Below are 23018 nucleotides of genomic sequence, written 5' to 3'. Positions count from 1 at the left end.
CATTGCAGCATTGCAAAGCGATTTTTCTTTATTTCTGGGACCTTAGCTTTTCAATAACCTCAGCATCCACCCAAAATATATTCTTGTTTTCTATGCTTCCTGAATTATAAAAAAAATACTTTCCGTCTGGTGTTACATACCCTCCACTCTCTCCAAAGCCGGTATTTATTTTATCTCCTAGATTAATGGCAGTACCCCATGAACCGTCAGCCCTTCTAAAACTGATATACAGGTCTGAGTCACCATAGCCACCTTCTCTTTCACTATCCCAAATTAAATAGGACCCATCTGGTGCGATAAAGGGGTGAGCAGTATATTTTCCAGCGTTGATTTCTTTTCCAAGAAGTCTTGGTTGTTCGCGCTTGCCATCTTTGAGAGCCGATATACGAATGACATCGTTGTTTTTATAATCGTCAAAAACATAGGTGCCATCGAACGATGAAGATAAACGCATAATACCCCAGTCTTCGCGGTCAAACATAGGGCCAAGGCTTTTTACCTCAGACCAACTCGTAGCAGTACGCTCCATATAATCTTTCCCCAAATGGATGGTCTTGCCATCTGGTGCAATGATGGGTCTCCCCACTCTGGGGCCTACAACAGATTCATGCCATTGCTTATTTTCATATTTGAAAACGATTAACGACCATTTTCCATTCTCAAGGTCTTTTCTGGTAAAATAGAATTCTCGCATATCGGGGGTGAAGAAACCACTGAGGTCACGGTGTTCGGTTGAAACTAGACCCGGAGCGAAAACTTCTGGGTTTAGACCAGGTGGCTTTTGACCAAGATACGGGCTATTGATACTGGATGAGTCCTCACTTGTTGCATTCCGTTTTTTGGTCTGGCAAGATGTAAGAAACAAGGCCCCTAAAAACAAGGAAGCAAAATATATTTTTTTGATTGTTACAATTTTCATGAATCCAATTATGTACGAGCTACTTCCCACTCTTTTTTACTTCCTTTTTTAGTTGAAGAAAATCGACCCAATACATATCCCCGGTTCCCTGGCCCCCTCTGTGAAAGAACAGATAATTTCCATCCGGTGAAACGCTGGCACACATCTCACATTGATCCGTATTAATTTTAGGACCCAAATTATAAGGTTCTGTCCATGTACCACTTTCATTGAATGCAATGTATAGGTCGCAGTCATCGGATTCCGAATCTTTTTGGCTATCAAATATCAAATAACTTTCATCAGGTGCTATGTACGGGTGCGCAATCCACTTCCCGGGAAGGGTCATCATCTCGGCCATGTTTTTAACGGAGGCATACTCATCTCCTTCTTTTATCGAAAAGAAAATACTGGAATCTTCACGGTCAACACCCTCTTCCCTTGAGGTAAAATATAGCGTTTCATTATCCGTTGCTGAAGGATACATGACAAACCTATTTACGAATGGCGCTCCCAACGGTTTAGGTTGGCCCCAGCCATTTCCGTTTTTCTCACTAACCCACTGATGCATTCCTGATGCTTTGATGGTATCGTTAAGAGGTCTTGTGCTTCCAAAATAGAGCTTGTCTCCTTTAGGGTTGATATGGGGCTCAAAATCCCATCCTGTATTTGTAGCAAAAAATGCCAATTCCGGTGCCGACCACTTCCCGTTGACCAATTTCATGGTGTAAATCTCATTTTTTGCTTCGGGTCTTCTACGGGTAAAGAACATTTCATCCATCTGAGGATTGAAGGTAATCGAGAACTCTTTATTATCGGTTGAAACAATTCCTTCCCCAAAAACCAAGGGTTCATCCGCAGGGATGCGTTCACTCAATAGTGTAAGATTGGATGTTTTGCCACTTTGGCAAGAGACCAATAGAAAAGTTAAAATAGATAGTGTGGTTATATACTTCATATTATCAAAATTGACTACATCGTTTTATGCTTTGAAAGATGACGATTGGCAATAAACTTATTTTCGTTCAGCATTTAAAAAATCATACTCTAAATTTCTCTCAATTGCATCCACCCAATCATTCCCAAGTACTTTTGATATAAGATGTAAAGAGGCATCCATTCCCGCGGTTACCCCTGCAGATGTAATGATTTTACCATTATCAACAAATCGCACGTCACGTTGCACTTTTTTTATGTTGGGGTAATTTTTTTCCAATAAATCTACTCCCGCACTATGCGTTGTTGCCTCCAAATTATCCAGCATTCCTAAATCGGCAAGAATAAAAGCACCTGTACAGACAGACAAAACATATTCTGCATCTTTGGCACTTTGTTTAATCCATTCTTTAGTTTTATTTCCTAATACGTTCCACATCCCCCCTGGAATGACTAAGATGTCAGGTTTTGGGGCATTGTCAACAGTATACTCTGGATTGACACTAAAATTTGGCATTGTAATGACCTTTTCTGAGGTTTCAGCGACTGTGTAGACATTAAAATTTTCGCCACCTGCAAAAAATATATCATAAGGTGCAGTATAATCCAATACTTGTGCATGATGATAAATCAAAATGGCCACATTAAGAGGCTCATCCAATTTTTCTAAGGCTTTTCTAAGTTCTGTCACTTTTTCTAACCTCATACCACAGCTTTTACAATTACCAGGCTCAGAAAAGTGTTTGCCATCTGAATCACAACCGCATGGTGCACATTGATATACAGTAGGGGTATCTACTTGTGCTGTTACATTGCTTGTGAAAGCGATTGCCGAGCATAAAATCACAAGAAACCTGAATAATGAGATTGATTTTGTTTTCATTTTTTAGATTGATAAATTTTAAGTATTTCAATGACTTATTGAATAGTCAAATGTTGCAGAACACGCCATAAAGCATATTCACCATATCCTTATTATTTTAGAAAAGTATGAATACCACAAGCAATTGACTTGATTGATAAGTTCAAGTTGCTTTATGCTATTTTGAAGAATTGAAATTATAGGGTGTTTACCGCATCGACCACGATGGTTCCAGAAGTGAAATGGTTTGCACATATCTCAACGAATGTGTACATAACAATTTTAGTCAGTTTTTATTTAAGTTTTAATCTAAAACCATAAACTGGTAGGTCTTCCTGCATAAAATCTAAATCAGGAGCTCTTTGAAAACCTAATCTTTCATACATGCCCCATGCCAATTCCATAGATTGGGTAGAATGGATAACCATTGTTTCACGATTGTCGACTTTCCCTTTGTTGATACAAAATTCAGTTAGTTTTTTACCTAAACCCAAGCCCCTTACACTTACGTCAACACCCAACAGTCTAAAACCGCAAGCATTTTTTTCTTTAGTAGCGGTTCCTCCAGAACCGTAGTCTTTCATATCATGGAAATAGACAACTGCTCCGCCAATTTTATTTTGTTCGGAAACTGCAACAAATATCTTGATGTTCGGGTTTTTGGTTAACGCACCAACATTTTCAAGCATCTTGTAATACTCTGGCTGTTCTTCAAGCTTGGGAAAACCACTTAAATTAGAATATACTTCGACTAGAAGTGCACCAATTACATTAAACTCCTCGCTTCTTGCTTTTCGAATTTTATATTTAGTGTGTTCCTCCTTCATCAGTTTAATCTTAGAGCAACCATTTTGTTATTTATACTGAAACAGTTTACGAGCATTGATGATGTCCGAAAATTAGGGAAGGCATCCATCATTAACTTGATACATAAGTCCAAGTTGCTTTATACTATTTTGAAGAGTCGAAATTATAGCGTGTTACCTGCATCGACCACAAAGGTTTCACCGGTAATATGATTGGCATTCTCACTACAAAGAAAAGACACCATTCGGGCAATCTCGGCTGGTTGAAGAAAATCCAATGGCAACTTATTGGTGCTTTTGGCAAACCCTCTGAACCGCTGTTCATTGACCATGTTATCCGTATCGCCAAACATACTCAGCATATGCTCATTACGCAATAATGCGGTATCCACAAACCCCGGACAAATACTATTAGAAGTTATTCCGTATTGCCCCATTTCTGCAGCCATACTCTTGGTCAAACCAATAACAGCCCATTTAGTAGCACCGTAGACCGGAAATGAGGCATAACCACGTTTGCCTGCGATGGAACTTAAAGAAACGATTCGACCAAATTTTTGGTCAATCAATTGCTGTGAGGTAGCATTTATGGTATTAATAATTCCAGCAATATTCACTTCTAAAAGGTCTTTAACATCTGAGATGGTATGCGAAGCCAAATTTCCATTTCGGGTTACCCCTGCATTGGCTATTACAAAATGTAGACCCCCTAATTCTGCTATGGTGGAACTGATGGCTTTCTGCAAGCTCTCAAAATTCCTAACATCACCTTTAAAGGAGAGGCACTTAACACCGTACCCTTCGATGGTTTTCTTGGCCTCCTTCAAATCTGTTTCCGTAGCCAAATCATATCTTACACTTGAAATGTTTTCAGCAATATCGTAAAGCGCACAATGTACCCCTTGACCAGCCAGTTCTTTGGCAATGGCCAACCCAATACCCCTGGCACCACCGGTAATAAAAGCTACTTTACCTTTCATGCTCCCATCGTTTATCAAATTACTTTCTAGTGTAGGTATGGTCTTTGAAAAACCACTTAGGGACAGTGCCCCAAAAGAAAGCCCTGCAGTCTTTATCATTTTTCTTCTTGAAACACTTTTCTTTCCCATGATTTTATAGTGATGTTAAAGAGTTATTTAATTGCATAAATTCGAAACTTTACACCTGTCTTTGAGAGTTCGCCCACTCCAACAGACACTATGTGATTTAGCCATTCAAAACCTTTAGCCGTTGTTTCGAAGATAGGGGTCGAGCGTAAGTAATAAGTGCCATCCTGATTGAAATGTAAATAGCCTTTGGCCTGAACGTAGATATGCTCCCCGCTATCCAAAGTGTAAAGTCCCCTAATGTCTAAAATAGAAGTAGTCTCGTTTATTTTTAACGACCAATCTGCACCACTTGCACCGATAGTGCCTTTCATTTTTGGCCCTTTGAACGTTCCCTTATCAAATGGGAATATGGTACGCTCTCCCATTGGCAACTTGCCTATCTCTATAGGTGTTTTCAACTGGGCCTCTACTTCAAACAGCAATTCATAATTTAATTCTTGTGATGCTACCATTTGAAGGCTTACCATGAAAAGAAGAACGTAGAGTGAACGCATAACACTTGAAATTTTTATCTTGACTACAAATTTCAATATTGTAGGTGCCGTCAAGTTGAACCATACGTCCATAGACTGTCGATAATGGTGCAATTTTCTAGAATGTTGCCATTCATTGTTAGCTTGCCCTAAATCTTTATTGATTAAAAATTGCCTTTAAATTTTAAAATAAGACTTAAATGAGTGAAGATCACCTATCAGAATTTTTGCTGTTCAGAGACCAATTAAGGTCATTTTTGTTTCGTTTACTTACCAGTCTTCAGGACGTGGAGGATGTCATGCAAACCACTTATTTAAAGGTACATGACAACATAGATTCATTTAAAAAAGATTCGTCCTTTAAAACTTGGGTATTTAGCATTGCCTACAATACCGCGAAAAATCATTTAGCGAGGCAAAAAAGATGGGATGAACGTGCACAAGACTACGGTGCAGAAATCAATCGTCCACCAAGTGAGTATTGGGATAAATTCGAACAGGTATTTCAGACCACTCCAGACAAACAGTATGAGACCAAGGAACACATTGCCTATTGTTTTAACTGTATTGTAAAAACGCTTGTTCTAGAGCAACAAGTTTGCCTATGGCTGAAAGAGGTATATCAATTTAAAATTTCTGAGATTCTGGAAATCACCCAACTTACGGAAGGTAAGGTGAAACATGCCATCGCCAATGCCAGAAAACATATGAACAGGATATTCGATGAAAGATGCGCCTTGGTCAATAAAAAAGGACATTGCACCCAATGCACTACGCTCACGAGTATATTGAACCATAAGCAAAAAGAACATATTGAAAAAGCCAGAAATAAGTATTTAAAGTATGAGGAGTCCAACAACCAAGAACATCTTCTCAATGTTCGAATGAAACTGACCCAGAGCATAGATCCGCTGAATTCACCCAATACCTTAATGAATATGTTTATGTTGAAATCACTGGAAACTTGGACAGCCGAAGGCAAAAAGAAAAATATTTTAAAAAACCCGTCCGAAAAGGTCTTCTAATTTGTCTAAAGCGTAGTTATCCATTAAAACAAGTAAAAATGGCAAATTCAGCTACAACATTAGAAGTATTCAAAAAATTTGATGAAGGTTTAAAATCAGGTACAGACTCTTGGCAAGAGGTTATATCTAACGATGTTCAATTTATTGGCCCAGCAGCTCAAGTAAAAGGCAAAAAAGACTTTATTGAGCTAAACATGTCTTTTGCGCCTATGATAAAAGGCAGCACATTGAAAGAAATTGTTTCCAATGAAGATTGGGTCATTACCCAAGTTGAGTTTAATGTATCTATGCCCTCTGGAAAAGTGATAACATTAGATATGAGCGAGTGGTATCGTATTGCTGATGGAAAAATACAATCCGTAAAAGTGTTTTATGATGCAGAGGAGTTCAGAAAAGAAATGTCTGCAAATCAATAGGCTATGAAAAGAATTATTTCTGGAACAATCGTATTTATCATTATCAGTTTTGCAGTACAGGCCCTTTCCCATTTTGTAATCAACACCGAGCACTATGCCCGGGTTCCCCATATGCGGCCTAATGACGAAGTTATTTTCCCCCTCGGTTTTTTGACCATGATTTTGCAGGGCGGTGTTTTAACCTATATGTACACATTCTTTTGTAAAGAACATCCAAGTTGGAAGAATGGGTTGACCTATGGTTTTTTAATGGCTTTACTTTTCGTAAGCTATCCGGCATTTACCGAAGCGGGAAAATATAAAGTGCCTGATATTGTTAGTTGGATTGCCGTAGAGGGGACCGTAGGATTAATTCAATTCTGTCTTTTTGGTATTCTATTAGGAACTATGTACAGTAGATTTAGGCACCACAATCCTATAAGCTAAAATCCCATCTCTATTGACCCTTTTGGCTAGGAAGAAAACAAGTAATTTAATCGGTGTTGTGGGTTTGATAGTGCCGCGGTGTCACCCCAAATTTTCGTTTGAAGGAATGCATAAAACTAGAGAGACTTGAATAGCCAACATCCTCAAAGATTTCGGAGGCAGCCCTACCTTTGACTTTTAGCAAATAGGCCGCATAATCCAACCTTCTTTCTTGAAGCCAGGTACCGGGTGTGGCATTATAAATCTTACGGAAATACCGCTTAAAGGTTGACTGGCTCATGTGACAAAGAAAGGCCAACTCTTCAATTGAGGTGTTTCGTCGAACATTGGCCTCAATGATTTTGCGAAATGATGAGTCTCGCGAGGGAGCTAAATCAGAGATAAAGAACTCTATGAAATCCCAACCATACAGCTCCGAAAGATGGAGCATTACCTCTTCAAATTTTAAGTGATTCATGGTATCTGAGAACCGCTCAGAAAACAACAGTTGCTTCAGGCTTTCTAGATAATTCTTGATATAGGATGTCTTTGGCAACGCTATATCTCCTTTAGGAAAATCGACTTGATTTTTGAAGACCAAATCTTGATGTCTAAAGCGAAACTTTCGAAGTGCGGCATCATCAAAAAACAATAGAATGCTGTGATATGGATTACCGTCGGTGGCGATTTCATTGGACACGTAGTTCCCTCTTTTAAACAACAAAAAAGAACTATTATCATAAACAAGCTCTTGGTCTTGATGTAGTACTCTTTTTTTACCTGACAGTAAAAAAGCGATGCAATGTTGACGAAACGAAATCTTTGATTTGAAAAACTCTTGATGCCCTATATGGTAATAAAAGAATACCGAGTTTTCCTTGGTATTGTTATCGTCTAGGATGATGTCAGGTAGATTGATAATGTTCATTCTCAACTAAAGTTAGCGTTATAAATACTTTGACTTTTATATGTGGTTGTTTTTAGTAATTCAACTTTTAATCATTTGGTATTTCAGGGATGTAAACGACATCAACTTCGATATCATTTCCATATTTCACTAGTATGGAACATAACACAGAAACACTTTTTCCATTCTGAATGGCAGGTTTCATTATAGGCATCTTTCTGAGAACTCTTAAGATTTCTGCCTGAACGGTTAGCTCTGAATCCCTGACTTTTATACCAGTTGAATTTCCATCTTCATTGATTATGAAAAAAGCCTCAACCTGCTTCGGTTCTGAAAGATTCAAATCTTTGGATACATTCAAGTTAAATTCACCCTTTATATATGTTACCACTTTAGTATTAAAACACTCTCTTATTCCGTCTTTTGAAAGATTCTCACAGCCCTTATAAACAGGTGCAATTTCTGCATCATCCAATATGATTCTATCATCCGAATTAAAATTTGCCAAACCGTCATCTTGTGACATAATACTACATAAATTTGACATTGCTAGTTCCTCTTCTTCTGTAATGTTTCCCTGTGCCATCACCTGTTGTTGAACAGCATTGATTTTTTTAATCAATTCACTTGGTGGATTTTTAGAATTTTCTCCGCAGGATATAAATAGTACATAAAATATAGGGAGAAAAAATCCTGTTAACCGTTTATTATGCACTCTTAAACTTCGTTTGTAATTCATGGTTTTATCATTTATGTGCCGAAATTAAACCTATAGACAACTATAAGGAAGGAGAAAAGCTTTTTGGTATAAGACACCGCTTTTTTGGGACGAAAATCACTAAAGAAAAAATTTATTTCTGTAACTTTTGGAAACTGGAACTTCAATTTGGGTAAGCGCAACAGTATTTTGATTTTTCCAGAATTTAAAATGTGTTGGATTGATTAAATATGAGCGGTGTACTTGAACTAAAAATTCGAAATCCTTTTGAATTTTTTTAAGGGAAGCGCGGATAACTTTTAAATTAAGTTGATCGTCCATTAGAAAAAAAATTTCAACATAGTTTTGCGAACTTTTTATGCAGATTAGATCAGATTTGTGAATTTTCAAAGTATCTAGTTTACTTTCTCCTTTGATTATAATAGTATCTTCTTTATCTGGTATTAGCTTTATCAAAAATGTTCTAGCCAATATGATTATCGGCGTCAGTATTAATGAAGATTTAAGAATAATTTTAGTTGAGAATTCTATAAAATTATACGTTCCATTGAGAACAGGGCCTTTATAAAAAACATAGGAAAATATTGAGTATAGTAGATTAAATAGAAACAAAATCAATAGTTCATAACCCACTGTCCATTGTACTTTTTTTTGATAAATGGCTTTTTGCAGTATTGCTACTATAGCATAGCACAAAAAGACAATAAGACCAAAACAAAAACTTATCTGACCCCATTGAAAAACCGTTCCATCATCAAATGGTCTTATGAAAAAGCAAAAAACAAAAATCCAGAGGCTAACAAAAGCTCCTATACCTAAGTGATATTTAATCGAAGGATTTAGTTTGTTCATTTTGTTTTAGTACGTTCCTAACTTGTTAGTTTCTTAATGGCATACCACATATCCCAAACCTAATCATTATATAAAAAGATCCACGTTAATAGTATCATCCAGTTTAAGATGAGCCGATTTTCTGATATCCGCCCTCATAGGAAGTAGATATCTATTTTTCTTTTTATCAAACCAAATTGATGTGTTCCATTGAATTCCATTAACGAGGGCCACCGTCTTCATACGTCCCCATCCTTCTTCTTGCCATTGGAAATTTTCCCTTATTTCTTTTGACATGTTTTCCGGCACGGTCACAAAGCACCAACCTCCCCCTTGACCATCTTTCCATAATTTTCCCGAAAAATGGTACTTTATTTTTCCTTTCAATTCGCTCTTTTCCATTTACATGTATTAGATACATTAATCATGTATTTTTTGATTTATTCACTAAATATTCCGTTAAATAAGAATGAAGGAAAATTACACAATACAAAGGTTACTCTATCCTTTTTAAAAATTTATCCCTGAAATCCATTCCCGTAATTGTATTGTTTTCCGTTTTGAAGTACAAGGACATTCTAATATTTTTAATCATTCAGAAATTGAGATATAGGTTTCTACTTCTGCATTGTCTCCATCAAAGTATTTTTTTCCATGAACAGTTACATCTGCGCGATATGCTCTCTTCAATTGGGTATCTTGCCATATTTCTTTCCAAGTTTTCATTATAGCGTCGGGCATTTTTCCTTTTGAAGTGTATTTTATACTTCTGCCAACGGAAATTTCCCTTCCTAAAAAACCATCGGGAACATTTTCTAATGTAGTAACAGGAAACCCAATGATTAAGGTATATTTGCCTGTATAATCACTTTCATAGTCGGTATAAACAGCATAAAATTCGTTACTTGTTTTGTTTGAGATTTTGTCTGTAACATTTTCTCCCCAAAACTTTCCCCAAAGTCTTTCAATATCAGCCATTGACTCATTTGTTGTTTCCGTTGAGATACCTATAATTTTAAAATCATTCATATTTTGTTCTTAGTTTAATTTATTCGGAACCTTAGTTTACGCGGACGTACAATGGTCTAGTGTATGGGTTAGGGGGTTTCTACCCACAAGTCTTTCGGTTTTGCACTGACCTTTGTACTATATTTATACTTTCGTTTCATCACTTAAACCGCTATTGCTTATACACATTGCTACAAACTGCCTTTTCTAAGACCATAATCTAAAAGGTATTAAATTCCAGTAGAATAAGACAATTGTCCATTGAAGTGTAAATAAAATTCCAATTGCATCTATTGTCAAAGTTTTATTTCTCAATATTTTTCTTATGCTGATAATCATAGCCAAAGGCAAAAAACCAGTCATGATAGCTAACAAAACATTTGCAAAGGTTACATCTCCCAAGTTTAGGAATGATTGATTTAAAAGAAAAGGTATAGGAATTAAAAGTCCTAAAACAGATAAGAACGGTAAAGTTGCAACCTGATCGCGATTAAAAAGTTTCTTTTGAAAAAACAGATAGCACCCTCGGATTAAAATAATAACCAAACCGCACAGTCCAAGAATAAGATTTAACCACATTGCGTATAAATAGAATGGGTTAATCTTTTCGTAGGTTACAAGACCATCGCTCACAGCTGTTATATTTCCGTTTTTGAACAAAACATGAGAGGGATTCACTCTATCTTCTTTTCTGAATAGATAACCCCCAACAGGTAACAGGGTGTAAGTTTCATTTTGAATAGATTGAACAATCAACTTATCATTCTCTTGATTCAATTTTATTGAACTGAAAAGTAAATCTAAGTAGGCAAACATTTCGAATCGAACGGGATTCATTTTATAATAGCCACTAAACCCATCGATATTTGAGGGCAAGTTGTTTTTTATTTTTAGCTTTTGAGGTTTCTCGATTCCTAAGTGATCAATAAAAATCGAATTAAACTTTTCGTAATTTGCTGTTTCGCTATCGGTATTAAAACTGATAAAAAATCCTTTTTTTTGCTCAGGAAACAAATAAAATGTTGCTCTATGACCAATTGTATTTCCGCGGTGAAACTTCCCTACAACACCATATCTGTCTCTGTAGCTAAGTCCAAATTGATATCCTGTAGTCAAGCCATTTTTATTGGATTCCGTTGATACAGGATTTCCCATTTGATTTAAAAGTTCTTTATCAATAAAAGGTTTTTCATTAATAGCACCATCGCTCATTAGGAATTTTGCAAGTAGTGCCATGTCCTTTGAGGTTGTTGTAAATTGCCCAGCTGGACGTAAAAACATTGGAATGTTTTCTTTTGTTGTTCCATCATCAAAATGCCCCATTGCCAATTGTTTGTCAGCATTCTCTCCTTTTTGGGTCGTAAATTGAAAAGTACTGTTGTTCATACCCAAAGGAACAAGAAGGTTTTTGTCCAAATAGGTTTCGTATGGTTCTTTAGTGATTTTTTTAATAATTAGACCTAAAAGGGTATACCCCATATTGGAATACGAAAATCGAGTTCCAGGGATGGTTCTCACTTTTAATACAGAGCGGTTTTTAGAAAAAATATATTCTAATGGCGTGGTAGCTATAGGCTTAGTGCTAAATACTTGCCAAAATCTGGCATCCTCAATTCCAGATGTGTGATTTAATAAATCCCTTGTAGTAACTGGATTATTTTCTCTCCAAGGGTTATCAAAAAGAACATTGGGTAAAATTTTGTGTACAGGAGCGTCAATGTCTAACTTTCCTTGACTTGTTAAACGAAGAACCCCTGTTGCAATTAAGGTTTTGGTAATTGAGCCAATTAATACTCTGTCTTTCTTTTCTAATATTTCTTTTGTAGCTGCATTCTTTAAGCCTATTGCTCCAGTGGTAACACTATCACCATTAATAGTTGACCATACAGCACCAATCAAATTTTCGCTTGCAGCGGCCTTTTTCAATTCTTCTTCCAAAGAAGTTCTTTCTTGTTCTTTACAATGGCATTCCGTTTCCTGTGAATAGGTCAAAAAAGATGTGAGAATAAAAGTACATATCAGCAATTGAATTTTCATGTAAGCATATTAGATAACGGTCTCGGCTATCGACAGTTGCTTGTGTTAACAAGGACTTTTGCAAACGAGAAGCGGAAATAGTAATTATTTATAACCAATGTTGACGGTAGTTGTTTTCTAGCTTTCAATTCCTTATAAGATTATTGTTGAAGTCTGAGTTCCTCAATAATTTTGGCATCCACCCAGTATGGATTTCCCTCCCAATGGACACTTCCATTTTCATTGACCTTTCTATCTCCCCTCCAAAAAAATAGGTATTTCCCATCAGGTGTCACTTTTACGTACTGCTCATAGGCAGGGGTATTAATCTGATTTCCCAAATCAATTGCAGGTCCCCAAGAACCATCAGGCTGACGAAAACTGATAAAAATATCGGGAGTCGTTTCACCCTCTTGCTCAGCATCCCATAATATGTACGATTCGTCTGGTGAAACAAAGGGATGGGCAATATATTTTCCTGACGAATTAATACTCTCATTCATTTTTTGAGGGGTTTTGTATTTCCCGTTTATGAAACGGGAATAACCCATATGGCCACTACCATCATTAAAGTCCAAAACATAAAAATAAATAGTTCCTGAAGATGAGACTGTAAAGCCAATAATGGGAATGCCTTTAAAGGGTTCTTGACTTTTTATCTCTAACAAACTGGGCTTGAATCGCTCTCGATGGGCATTGATATCATCGACAGCTAAGATAGTTGGCTTGCTCCAGTGGTTGTTTTGGTATTGCATAGCAAACAATTCGGTCTTTTTATATTCTCCACCTTGTCTTGTGAAAGTGAGCTCTTTCATATCGGGTGAAAACATAACAACACTTTCAAGGTGCGCTTCCGTTGAGACAATGTCAGGTGCAAAAAGCTTGGGAGTCAAACCTGGAGGTTTTAGACCTAGATATACCTTTTCTTCGTTAGATGAATCATTCTTTTTTGTGTTCGATTTATCCTCCTTGCAATTACTTAAAAATAGTACAAATAGCAGTAAAGAAATTTTAAGTGCGTTTTTTTTCAATCTTCAGTGTTTTTTATTCATTCTGTTGATGTAGAGCGATTCTATTTCCCTCACTATCTTTAAATTCTGCAACAGTTCCCAATTCTCCAATTGAGGTTTTCTGATATAATATTTTCCCTCCATTGTCAATGATAAGACGTAGGGTACTATCAATATCCATCGTATTGAAGTAGATAACCACTCCGTCTTTCGTTGGTTTATAGGTTTCGCCTTTTGCCAATGCACCAGAAATTCCCGAACCAATTTCAAAAAAAGGAAACAGAGCCATTTCATTATGGTCAATTACCTCCTTCGTAAAATTAAAGTCGAAGACTGCCCTATAAAATTTTACTGCTCTATCTAATTCAGTCACTGGAATTTCAAAATATACAACAGGGTTTGATTTTTTTGTCATCTTGTTTGATTGTTGTTTTTGGATTGTTTTCACAAGAAGTAAGTGGTTGAATCAAAAGTCCAAAAGTAATTACCCTAAATATGGTTTTGGTTTGGTTCATTCTTGTCTAAGTATTCGTTTATGAGACTCCTCTTAAATAACCGCTAACGGTCTTGTGTATGGAACGTAGCGTACAAAAAGACACTAACTTTTCGGGTTAACACAAAGCCGAATTTTTATGTTTTGTTTTTAATTTTTCTATTCTAAAAGCCAAATTTTTAAATTTGGCGGTCTTCGTAAATAATCACAAACCTTTAGGTTTAGCGCTTTTTAGCTATGTTTTATACACCGTGTTGGCGGTAGTTGTATTTTATTGGTTTGGTCGTAGTTTTTCTATAATCTCTGTACTCACCCAATAAAGGTTTGACAACTCTCGTTTTTCGTTATATCTGCCAAAAAATAAATATTTACCATCTGGAGTGATACTAGGGCATGTTTCGGCGAAATTAGAATTTACTTCACTTCCAAGGTTAATTGCTTTTGACCATCCACCTTTTTTTTTCTTAAAATAGACATATATATCACTCTTTCTTTGGTCATCCTCTTTATTTCGGGCATTTACCACTAAGTAATCTTGAGAAGGAGAAATATAACCGTGGGAACCTCCAGTTCCAACTTCATGTACTTCTGGATATTTGTCATTTATTTTAGGTGCATAATACATTTTCCGTTTTGACAAATTCGTATAATAAAGGTCTCCGTTTTTTGCCTCATTAGAATAAAAAACAAAATCGTCATTTATAGGTGAATCTAGTTGTTTTGCTTCGCTCCAAGAATTCCCTAATCGTTTTACATACCAAGTTTTAACTGATTCTTTATGGTGAGGTAGTGTAAAGGCGTCATGAGCGGCAAAATGAATTATTGTACCATTAGGATTTACAAATGGATGCATTTCACCCACTTTTTCACCCTTCGTAAAGTTTGCTTTTTTAGGATGGGTCCATTTTTTCCCTTCGAGTTTTGAGAAATATATACTAGGATCTTGGTCTTCATAATTAGCTCCAAAATATAATTCTTCTAAATCTGGAGAAAATGAAATACCATGTTCATATCTTCCATTTATTGAAATAATGCCAGGAGCAAAAATTTCAGGGATTAAACTCGGTGGTTTTTGTCCAAAATATAAATTTTCTTTTGTGTTCGATTTATCCGTTTTGCAATTACTGATAGATATGGCAAATACCAGAATAGTGAATTTAAGTATTTGTTTTTTCAATGTTCTATTCGTCTTAATTACGGCCAACTGATTATATAAAAAAATCCACATTAATTGTATCATCTGGTTTAAGATGGGCCGATTTTCTGATATCCGCCTTCATGGGAAGTAGGTATCTATTTTTCTTTTTATCAAACCAAATTGATGTGTTCCATTGAAATCCATCAACGAGGACCACTGCCTTCATTCGACCCCACCCTTCTTCTTGCCATTGGAAATTTTCCCTTATTTCTTCTGATATATCTCTTGGCACGGTCACAAAGCACCAACCTCCCCCCTGACCATCTTTCCATAATTTTCCCGAAAAATGGTACTTTATCCTTCCTTTCAAATCGCTTTTTTCCATTACCATTTATCAGATACACGAATCATTTATCTTCCAATTTATTCGCCGTCATCATCCAAATCAAAGTCAGAATCGTAAAAGTTTTTTTCCTCATCAAAATTTACATCACATGCTCGTAATATATCTTCAATATCAAACCATATATCTTTTGGAATGTTATTATTATAAAGGTCTAAGTAATTCATTTGAAGGTTTCTCCAAGACTCTGGAATGTGGGTGATTTGGTTTTCTGAAAGGTCCATTTTATCAAGATTAATGAGTTGCCCCATACTGTCAGGCAATGCTGTTATCTTGTTGTGATTTAGGTGTAGCTCAAAGAGTTTTTCAAGACTTCTCAAGGAATCTGGTAATTGCGTTAAATTGTTTCGTGATAAATCAAGAATGCCTAATTCTTTTAAACCTTCCAAGGACTCAGGTAAACTATTGAGCTTATTATTTCTCAAATACAAAGTACCCAAATTGGTTAAATCGTTTATCCAGTCAGGAATTTCTTCAATATGATTGTCATTTAAATCAAGATATTCCAAATTGCGTAATTTCCTTACTTCTTCTGGTATTGCACTTAAATTTTGATTGGCCAAACTTAATACATTGACTTCGTCTTTATATTTTAAAGCCTCGTTAATGGAAGCATACTCTTTGTGATTCATAAATTTTAATGTTTGTTACACACATAGTTGGTTTATCTTTCGTGTAACATATTGTTACTTCACTTTCTAGTAATTATATCATCGGCTTATTACATCAGGTTGCTTTTCAAAATAGCTGCTATTGATTGCAATTATTCGTGCGATTTCTACTTGGAGACCGTTTTACCTACATAATATGATAAACAACCCGAAAGTGAGAAAATTGGATTCCAGCAATAGTCCTTTAATGATTGAATTGAAAATCAAAGCGTAATCAGCAAACTCCCAAGAACTAAACCAATATGACAACAGTCGGTACTGACCTCATAATCACTGCTAACGACTTCTTGGCCATCAATAAAACCCCTAAATTGTATTTGCTCGACTTGGTTTTTACCTAAAACCCCATCTTCTATCAAAGGATACTGCCCAAACTCTCGCGCTCCTTCAAACTCAGACGGGCTTACGGCTATTGTTATATTTGAACCATCTTTAATATTGACCACTTCAAATGAATCCAAAGCCACGGGATTCTCGTTTTCATCTCGAACGGTCACGGTCATTCTTCTCAATTCTAGCGTGCATATGACATCTTCACAACTAGCATCAGGGTCAAGGTCATCATCATTATTGTTACATGATATCAGAAGAATTGAAAAAACACCCAGTAAAAAAATCGAGGTTACTTTAAAATACTTTATCATAGCTTTTTGTTTTTAGATTAATGAAACTTCACAATTTAATTTTTGGCAATTTCATTAAACCAATCTTTAAAAGCTTGATAAAAAAGTTCAATAATTTATGGTCTACGTTCAAGAGTTGCTCTCAAGGGTAATTTCACGTTTACCATTCCTTTGTTGTTTAAAACGATAGGATAAAATAAGCAGCAGCAAAGCAATCACCGGCGAAAAATAATCTGGACTCGAAGCATTCACCTCTGCCAAAAAAGCCAAAAGAAAGAGAAAGCAAAAACCAGAATACGTCCATTCAAGAATTCGAGCATTCTTACTGAGCCAAAGTGCTAATAAACCTATGGCCTTGGTAACCATTAGGGGGATAATTAAATAGGTTGGATAACCAATATCGGAAAACCGATTAGCAAATTCTGGATTAAAAAAGCTATTGGCAATGGTTGCCAAGACCATTAAAGTCAACAATCCTGTAACCATGTAGAAGGGAATTCTTTTTTTCATAACAATCAACTTTTAAGTTAAGTCATTGAGCATTTTGTCAAGCCTTTCAAAAGCCGAACCCCAGCCATTATAGAAACCCATCTCTTCCTGTTGCTTGCAATATTCCTCGGTCTCATGAATTACACTAAAGGTAAACTTGGTTTGATTACCGTCCTTTTCGAATTGGATATGCAATTCAACACCTTCCGTCATGGGCTTAAAATCTGCGGTAGTGACTATCTTTTTTTGTGGAACTATCTCGGAATAGACTCCTTCTGATATAAATTTATTGCCATCAGGCATTGGCATGGCGTATTTCCACTTTCCACCTACTGAAAAATCATGTTCAATCACTTCGAGGTCCATACCCTGAGGAGCCCACCATTTAGCGACATGTTCAGGTTGAGTCCAAGCTTCCCAGACCAAATCAATTGGTGCATTAAAGATTCTTTCTAGGGTTAGTGTTCGATTGGTTAAATCATTTGAATTGTTCATTATTATTGTTTTTTAGATTGTAATTCGTTTAGGTAATTCTCGAAGGAATCCAATTTTTCCTCCCATAGTTTTCTGTATTGTTCAATCCACATAAATGCAGGTATAAGACTTTTAGGTTTGATGAGGCAATAGCGGTTTCTCCCTTTCTGACTTATTGAAATTATTCCGCATTCCTTCAGGATTTTTATGTGTTTTGATATCGCTTGTCTACTTACGTCAAACTTGTCGGAAACAGCATTGACCGTCAACTCCTCTTTGGCAAGCAAGGTTATAATTTCCCGACGTACTGGGTCTGCAATCGCTTGAAAAACATCTCTTCTCATAATACGCAACCGTTTGATAGCAAATATATATGAAATCGTTTGGTTGCGCAATTTTTTTTTAGCAATTTTGAATATTGGACCTTTCAGTCAACTTGCTGACCGAAATTGACAAGTGATTAAGCAACTTGAAATTTAACTTTAACGAGTAGCATGAAGAAACCGAACCAACTCATAGCACACTGCTTTAGAAATGAATATGGAAAAATGATTTCCGTAATCACTGGTTATCTTGGTATTGAAAAAGTCCATACTGCGGAAGATATTGTGCAAGAGACACTTTACCGAGCACTACAACATTGGACTTTTGATGGAATTCCCAACAACCCTGAGGCATGGTTGTATACAACAGCAAAAAATCTAGCAATCAACACTGTCGCACGTTCCAATAACCTACAAAAAATCAAATCTAGGATAGAGCTGGAAATGGGAGATGTCAGAAAAACAGATAGCATTGATTTTTCCGAAGGCGAAATAAATGATAGCCAACTAAAAATGATGATGGCCTGCTGTCACGCTGAACTTTCAGAGGACAACAGACTGGCCTTGATATTGAAAATCTTGTGCGGTTTTAGTGTCAAGGAAATTGCAAATGCTTTTTTCACCAATACCGAAACCATTAATAAAAGACTTGTTAGAGGTCGAAAAAAAATTAGGGAGTCTAGCTTGGACCTAGACAACTTGGATGAATTGGAAAAGTACATAGACACTATTCTACAAGCTATTTACCTTCTGTTTAATGAAGGCTATAAATCTTCCCAAAAAAACATGCAAATACGGTATGATTTATGTCTTGAAGCGGTGCGCCTCTGTGAGCTTTTGGCAAATTCCAAGTCCATTGAAAATAAGACTGAGATCTATGCGCTACTGGCCCTAATGTTTTTAAACGCGAGCCGTTTCCAAGCTCGTATGAATTCCGAAAATACTATCATCGAACTATCGCAACAAGACCGTAATCTATGGGATAAGTCCATGCGATATAAAGGATTACAATACCTCGATTGGTCAATTAAGTATAAAAAAGTATCGAAATACCTCATTTTGGCTACCATTTCTGCGAACCATTGTGTGGCACCTTCGTACAACAAAACCAATTGGAAGGAAATCTTAAGACTGTATGATACGCTTTTAGAACTTGAAGATTCCCCCATTGTCCGACTAAATCGTGCTATCGCAGTGTCAAATGTACATGGAAATCAGCAAGCCCTTTTTGAGCTTGAGTTACTTAAAGATAATTTTCTTTCCTATAGAAATCACCTTTACCATGCCACGCTAGCCGCGCTCTATGGGGATGAAAAAGATGAAAAAAAAGCAATAAAGCATTATAAAGAAGCCATAGCCTTGGCATCTAATGAAATAGATAAAGAATTTCTCAAAAAAAAATGGGAAACACTCGTCCTGATTTCGAATTCTTAATGGTTGTATGAGTATAGAATCATTACATAAAACAATTATGAGAAAAACAGTATTACTAATGTGCCTATTAGCTGGAACACTGACCAGCATGGCGCAAGAAACGGAAAGTGCCAAGTTTATGTTCCTCGTCCATTCGGATAAGAATCAAATGACCGAGATGAGCGCTCAACATCAAAAAGAACACATTCAAAAAGTGGGAGCGTACATAGGCGACCTGGCAAAGTCTGGGAAACTTATTGATGCCCAGCCATTGGCAATGGAAGGTGAACTTATTAGTGCAAAAGATGGAAAGGTCAATCAAAAAAAACTCACTATAGCCAATCAAGCAATAGCAGGCTATTATGTGGTTAAAGCCAAAAACTTGGAAGAAGCGATTGCCATTGCAAAAGCTGACCCAAGGTTCGAAGAAAATGGGTGGAAACTAGAGGTGCGCCCAATTAAACAAGTAAGTGGAATCAATTAAAAAAAACAGTTATGAAGGAATTTATGTTATTTATTAGAAGCGAGGAAGACAACCCTATTGCTAATCTTTCTCCTGAAGAACAACAAAAACATGTAGAAAAAGTAGGCGCTTACATTCAAGAATTGATGAAGAGTGGTAAAATGAAAAGTGCACAACCTTTGGAAAATAAGGGAGCTGTTGTTTCACTAAAAAATGGGAGCATTGTAGATGGTCCATACAATGAAACAAAAGAAGTCATTTCAGGGTATTATCATTTGATGGCTGACGATTTACAGGAAGCCATCCGCATTGCAAAAGCTGACCCTAGATTTGAAGATGGAAATTGGAAAATTGAAGTAAGACCAATAATGAAGGTCCAAGGAATAAACTAGTTACATAGGGCCTGTTAACACTAATCGAAACCCACAAGTTTTTTGGGCTTAGTATTAACAGGCTTGATTAAACACCTGCTCTTTATGCATTTAAATCAATATAACGCACAGCCTAAAAAAGAATTTGATTTCCTTTTGCCGATTGGAATAGTCAATTCAAAATTTGTACTGCATGAATAAATTATTTATTATTGCAACCAGTTGTAATTTACAATCACTTTATTGTAAAATCATAAAAACAGAAAACAAATCCTACTATGCAATCAAAGTATCTTAAAAAAATTATCTACTTCTTCTTCGCGATTGGTTTTTTAAATCCAACAATCGCCCAAAAAGATATCCCTAATTCAAAGGACTCAGAGTTAATTTCCCGCTTTCCGGATTCTTGGATAATTGGGTTTGCGGAAAAAGAATATGACCGCTATACTATTGCTCTCGATAACACCTTTCCTAAAGGAAAATCAAAAAATATTGAAGGCGCCATTACTTCAATTGACTATGAATTACCAAAAGGAAAATCACAGTTAGAACTCCATAAAAATTACGAAGACGCCCTAAAAGGAAAAGGGTTCAATATACTGTACTCCTGTTATCAAGCAAATTGCAATCCCACGCCAGGCTCTTTCTCCTCTGTTGTCTACTCACTGTATCAAGCCAAAAAACTTCCAAAATTGGCGAAAAGCGGGAATACCTATCGAAAAAATGGCGCCACCTATTTGATTGCGGAAAAAGAAGTGTCAAATCAAACAACTACTGTAGTCGTGATGAGTGGGTTTACAGATTATGCCAGCACATATCGATTGGACATCATCGAATCTAAAAAAATGGCGCAAGGATTGATTACCATAAAAGACATGGAGAATAGATTTAAAGAAAAAGGCAGTGTTGTCTTTTACAATATTCTCTTTGGCTTCAACAAGACAACTTTACTACCAGAATCATCTGAAGCCATTGGCATAATTGCCAATTACTTAAATCAGCATTCCAAAGTTTCTATATATATCGTTGGGCATACAGATAATGTGGGCAGTTTTCAGAACAACTTGGCACTTTCTGAAGGTCGGGCCGAGACAGTAATGCAAGAATTAATTAAAAAACATGGCATTTCAAAAAGTCGTTTGGAAGCGAAAGGAGTAGCTATGCTTTCACCTGTCGCCACAAATGCTAATGATGAAGGCAGAAAACTAAATCGTCGTGTTGAAATTGTATTGAAATAACTATGGGACTAAAACTTGGATATATAGGACTAACAATAGCAACAGTTATCTTTTTGATTTGGATAGGAAAGACAGCTATTCAGCGCACCAGTCTGAACAAGAGTAAGGATATGACCTTACTTGTAACAGCGTTGTTTTTTTGGCAAGCCTTTATTTTTCTTGTAGCCTCCTCAGGCATCTTAAAGTCTTACGATTTTCCGCCTAGATTTGCCATGTTCTTTATTCTACCATCATTTATTTTCATTGGGGTATTTCTCCATCGAAATAAAAACAAAGATTGGATTCAAGCCATACCCCCAAGCCGGATAATCTATTTCCAAACATTTAGGGTCTTGGTAGAAACATTGTTTGTACTCTCCGTTGCAAAAGGTATCCTTCATCCTTTGGTCACCATAGAAGGATACAATGTAGATATGGTTTTTGCGGCTACCGCACCCATTATCGCTTTCTTGGTATATACCAAGAAAATACTCCCAAGAAAGACCGTTCTTCTGTGGAATTATTTAGGGTTGGCCATAATAGCCAGTATTATCTTCTTGTTCATGACTTCGATATACAAGCCAGAGCTTTGGGGTAAATCCGAACCCATGCTACCAATGGATATGTTGACATACCCTTATGTCCTTATTGCTGGATTTTTGATGCCAGTCGCTGTCTTTCTGCACATTTTATCAATTGTCCAAATAAAAAAGAGCCTATGAAAAACCATCTAGCGTTCATAATTCTATTCAGTCTTTTGGTCGTGCGTCTAAATGGCCAGTCAGAAATCGAATCTATAAAATCAACCTTAAATCAATACATAGAAGGTACAGCGATTGGCAACCAAGATTTGCTAAGAAAGACTTTTCACGATGACTTCAACCTTTTTTTGATTGCGGCAGATACGTTACGAACTATTAAGGGTAGTGATTATATAGCTCGTGTAGAAAACGGAAAGACGTATAACAGAATAGCCAAAATCATCAGTATAGACCAAGAGCATGACACCGCAATTGGAAAAATCGAAGTGTACTTTCCAGACAGCAAGCAAGTGGCAACGGACTATCTCTTACTTCTGAAGGAAAATGAAGGCTGGAAAATAGTCCATAAAATCATCGATTTAAAGTCCATTGATATTGATGAGGAGTTACCCGACGATGAAATAAATAATTTACCGAAACTTAATGAAACCTTGCTGAGCTATATCGAAGGTACTGCAAAAGGTGATATCTCAAGAATTGAGAGTGCATTTAAAGAGGGCTTCCATCTATATTATATCAAGGATGACAAAATAACAATCCTGACTGGTGAAAACTACCTAAAAAACTTCACTGAAGGCAAAAAAAACAATCGAATTGGAAAAGTCGTTGGGATAGATTTTGAAGATACGGCCGCATACGCGAAAGTAGAAGTTAGGATGCCTGAACGTAATCGAAGGGTTATGGACTACCTTCTTCTATTGAAGATAAAGGGTGAATGGCGTATCATCCATAAATCCTTTACAACCAACAATTACTGAT

At 36.4% G+C, this 23018-nt stretch carries 30 protein-coding genes; 9 read left to right on the top strand and 21 right to left on the bottom strand.

Features of this window, described 5'->3' with window-relative positions:
- Window positions 1–28: 28 nt before the first annotated feature.
- The 6 genes from ACOKFD_RS15120 to ACOKFD_RS15095 form a co-directional block, all read right to left on the bottom strand.
- Window positions 29–919, bottom strand: coding sequence for a hypothetical protein (locus ACOKFD_RS15120; protein WP_422858678.1), 891 nt, complete (start codon window positions 917–919; stop codon window positions 29–31).
- Window positions 920–938: 19 nt separating this feature from the next.
- A complete protein-coding gene (locus ACOKFD_RS15115; protein ID WP_422858677.1) occupies window positions 939–1856 on the bottom strand; it encodes a hypothetical protein in 918 nt (305 codons plus the stop codon).
- A 57-nt stretch (window positions 1857–1913) separates the two neighbouring features.
- Window positions 1914–2717, bottom strand: coding sequence for a DJ-1/PfpI family protein (locus ACOKFD_RS15110; protein WP_422858676.1), 804 nt, complete (start codon window positions 2715–2717; stop codon window positions 1914–1916).
- Between the two features lie 272 nt (window positions 2718–2989).
- Complete coding sequence (locus tag ACOKFD_RS15105; RefSeq protein WP_422858675.1) at window positions 2990–3523, bottom strand: GNAT family N-acetyltransferase; 534 nt, start codon at window positions 3521–3523, stop codon at window positions 2990–2992.
- Between the two features lie 143 nt (window positions 3524–3666).
- Window positions 3667–4611, bottom strand: coding sequence for an SDR family NAD(P)-dependent oxidoreductase (locus ACOKFD_RS15100; RefSeq protein ID WP_422858674.1), 945 nt, complete (start codon window positions 4609–4611; stop codon window positions 3667–3669).
- Between the two features lie 23 nt (window positions 4612–4634).
- A complete protein-coding gene (locus tag ACOKFD_RS15095; RefSeq protein ID WP_422858673.1) occupies window positions 4635–5105 on the bottom strand; it encodes a DUF3237 domain-containing protein in 471 nt (156 codons plus the stop codon).
- Window positions 5106–5284: 179 nt separating this feature from the next.
- On the opposite strand from ACOKFD_RS15095, the gene ACOKFD_RS15090 reads away from it, so the two are divergent.
- Genes ACOKFD_RS15090 through ACOKFD_RS15080 form a run of 3 tightly spaced genes read left to right on the top strand, consistent with a single transcriptional unit; the run spans window position 5285 to window position 6951 of the window.
- Window positions 5285–6109, top strand: a complete 825-nt coding sequence (locus ACOKFD_RS15090; protein WP_422858672.1) for an RNA polymerase sigma factor — start codon at window positions 5285–5287, stop codon at window positions 6107–6109.
- Window positions 6110–6147: 38 nt separating this feature from the next.
- Window positions 6148–6525 carry a nuclear transport factor 2 family protein gene (locus ACOKFD_RS15085; protein WP_422858671.1) on the top strand — a complete coding sequence of 126 codons (378 nt, stop codon included), beginning with the start codon at window positions 6148–6150 and terminating at the stop codon, window positions 6523–6525.
- 3 nt (window positions 6526–6528) lie between these two features.
- A complete protein-coding gene (locus tag ACOKFD_RS15080) occupies window positions 6529–6951 on the top strand; it encodes a hypothetical protein (RefSeq protein ID WP_422858670.1) in 423 nt (140 codons plus the stop codon).
- Window positions 6952–6997: 46 nt separating this feature from the next.
- Here the strand turns inward: ACOKFD_RS15080 and ACOKFD_RS15075 are convergent, their stop codons facing one another.
- The 15 genes from ACOKFD_RS15075 to ACOKFD_RS15005 form a co-directional block, all read right to left on the bottom strand.
- Window positions 6998–7858, bottom strand: a complete 861-nt coding sequence (locus ACOKFD_RS15075; protein ID WP_422858669.1) for a helix-turn-helix transcriptional regulator — start codon at window positions 7856–7858, stop codon at window positions 6998–7000.
- 67 nt (window positions 7859–7925) lie between these two features.
- Window positions 7926–8576 (bottom strand): hypothetical protein, encoded by a 651-nt coding sequence (locus ACOKFD_RS15070; RefSeq protein ID WP_422858668.1) that lies wholly within the window; start codon window positions 8574–8576, stop codon window positions 7926–7928.
- A 99-nt stretch (window positions 8577–8675) separates the two neighbouring features.
- Window positions 8676–9407 carry a LytTR family transcriptional regulator DNA-binding domain-containing protein gene (locus ACOKFD_RS15065; protein ID WP_422858667.1) on the bottom strand — a complete coding sequence of 244 codons (732 nt, stop codon included), beginning with the start codon at window positions 9405–9407 and terminating at the stop codon, window positions 8676–8678.
- Window positions 9408–9473: 66 nt separating this feature from the next.
- A complete protein-coding gene (locus ACOKFD_RS15060; protein ID WP_422858666.1) occupies window positions 9474–9788 on the bottom strand; it encodes a DUF1905 domain-containing protein in 315 nt (104 codons plus the stop codon).
- Window positions 9789–9977: 189 nt separating this feature from the next.
- Window positions 9978–10415 carry a GyrI-like domain-containing protein gene (locus ACOKFD_RS15055; protein ID WP_422858665.1) on the bottom strand — a complete coding sequence of 146 codons (438 nt, stop codon included), beginning with the start codon at window positions 10413–10415 and terminating at the stop codon, window positions 9978–9980.
- A 186-nt stretch (window positions 10416–10601) separates the two neighbouring features.
- Window positions 10602–12431, bottom strand: a complete 1830-nt coding sequence (locus ACOKFD_RS15050) for a serine hydrolase domain-containing protein (RefSeq protein ID WP_422858664.1) — start codon at window positions 12429–12431, stop codon at window positions 10602–10604.
- A gap of 140 nt (window positions 12432–12571) precedes the next feature.
- Entirely contained in the window at window positions 12572–13441 is an 870-nt protein-coding gene (locus ACOKFD_RS15045; protein ID WP_422858663.1) for a hypothetical protein, read from the bottom strand.
- 13 nt (window positions 13442–13454) lie between these two features.
- Window positions 13455–13835 (bottom strand): VOC family protein, encoded by a 381-nt coding sequence (locus tag ACOKFD_RS15040; protein WP_422858662.1) that lies wholly within the window; start codon window positions 13833–13835, stop codon window positions 13455–13457.
- Between the two features lie 349 nt (window positions 13836–14184).
- On the bottom strand, window positions 14185–15153 hold the full coding sequence (locus ACOKFD_RS15035) for a hypothetical protein (RefSeq protein ID WP_422858661.1): 969 nt from the start codon (window positions 15151–15153) through the stop codon (window positions 14185–14187).
- The gene (locus tag ACOKFD_RS15030; RefSeq protein ID WP_422858660.1) at window positions 15122–15436 is read right to left on the bottom strand and encodes a DUF1905 domain-containing protein; all 315 of its coding nucleotides are present in this window, start codon (window positions 15434–15436) and stop codon (window positions 15122–15124) included. Before ACOKFD_RS15030 ends, ACOKFD_RS15035 begins: the two co-directional genes overlap by 32 nt.
- A gap of 38 nt (window positions 15437–15474) precedes the next feature.
- A complete protein-coding gene (locus ACOKFD_RS15025; RefSeq protein WP_422858659.1) occupies window positions 15475–16086 on the bottom strand; it encodes a leucine-rich repeat domain-containing protein in 612 nt (203 codons plus the stop codon).
- A 242-nt stretch (window positions 16087–16328) separates the two neighbouring features.
- Window positions 16329–16769 (bottom strand): hypothetical protein, encoded by a 441-nt coding sequence (locus ACOKFD_RS15020; protein ID WP_422858658.1) that lies wholly within the window; start codon window positions 16767–16769, stop codon window positions 16329–16331.
- Window positions 16770–16877: 108 nt separating this feature from the next.
- Complete coding sequence (locus tag ACOKFD_RS15015; protein WP_422858657.1) at window positions 16878–17258, bottom strand: DoxX family protein; 381 nt, start codon at window positions 17256–17258, stop codon at window positions 16878–16880.
- Window positions 17259–17270: 12 nt separating this feature from the next.
- Complete coding sequence (locus ACOKFD_RS15010; protein WP_422858656.1) at window positions 17271–17732, bottom strand: SRPBCC family protein; 462 nt, start codon at window positions 17730–17732, stop codon at window positions 17271–17273.
- 2 nt (window positions 17733–17734) lie between these two features.
- Window positions 17735–18055 (bottom strand): ArsR/SmtB family transcription factor, encoded by a 321-nt coding sequence (locus ACOKFD_RS15005; RefSeq protein ID WP_422858655.1) that lies wholly within the window; start codon window positions 18053–18055, stop codon window positions 17735–17737.
- Window positions 18056–18205: 150 nt separating this feature from the next.
- Here ACOKFD_RS15005 and ACOKFD_RS15000 point away from each other — a divergent pair, with 150 nt between their 5' ends.
- The 6 genes from ACOKFD_RS15000 (at window position 18206) to ACOKFD_RS14975 (ending at window position 23017) form a co-directional block, all read left to right on the top strand.
- Entirely contained in the window at window positions 18206–19468 is a 1263-nt protein-coding gene (locus ACOKFD_RS15000; protein ID WP_422858654.1) for an RNA polymerase sigma factor, read from the top strand.
- A 37-nt stretch (window positions 19469–19505) separates the two neighbouring features.
- Window positions 19506–19931, top strand: a complete 426-nt coding sequence (locus ACOKFD_RS14995) for a YciI family protein (protein ID WP_422858653.1) — start codon at window positions 19506–19508, stop codon at window positions 19929–19931.
- 11 nt (window positions 19932–19942) lie between these two features.
- A complete protein-coding gene (locus tag ACOKFD_RS14990; protein WP_422858652.1) occupies window positions 19943–20302 on the top strand; it encodes a YciI family protein in 360 nt (119 codons plus the stop codon).
- A 257-nt stretch (window positions 20303–20559) separates the two neighbouring features.
- Entirely contained in the window at window positions 20560–21519 is a 960-nt protein-coding gene (locus tag ACOKFD_RS14985; RefSeq protein ID WP_422858651.1) for a DUF4892 domain-containing protein, read from the top strand.
- Between the two features lie 2 nt (window positions 21520–21521).
- Entirely contained in the window at window positions 21522–22220 is a 699-nt protein-coding gene (locus ACOKFD_RS14980) for a hypothetical protein (RefSeq protein ID WP_422858650.1), read from the top strand.
- Complete coding sequence (locus ACOKFD_RS14975; RefSeq protein ID WP_422858649.1) at window positions 22217–23017, top strand: nuclear transport factor 2 family protein; 801 nt, start codon at window positions 22217–22219, stop codon at window positions 23015–23017. Before ACOKFD_RS14980 ends, ACOKFD_RS14975 begins: the two co-directional genes overlap by 4 nt.
- Window position 23018 lies beyond the last annotated feature (1 nt).

It is taken from the genome of Flagellimonas ulvae (assembly GCF_049333175.1).
GTDB lineage: Bacteria > Bacteroidota > Bacteroidia > Flavobacteriales > Flavobacteriaceae > Flagellimonas.
The sequence above is the reverse complement of the archived record's forward strand: the minus strand, read 5'-3'. Positions and strand labels throughout refer to the sequence as shown.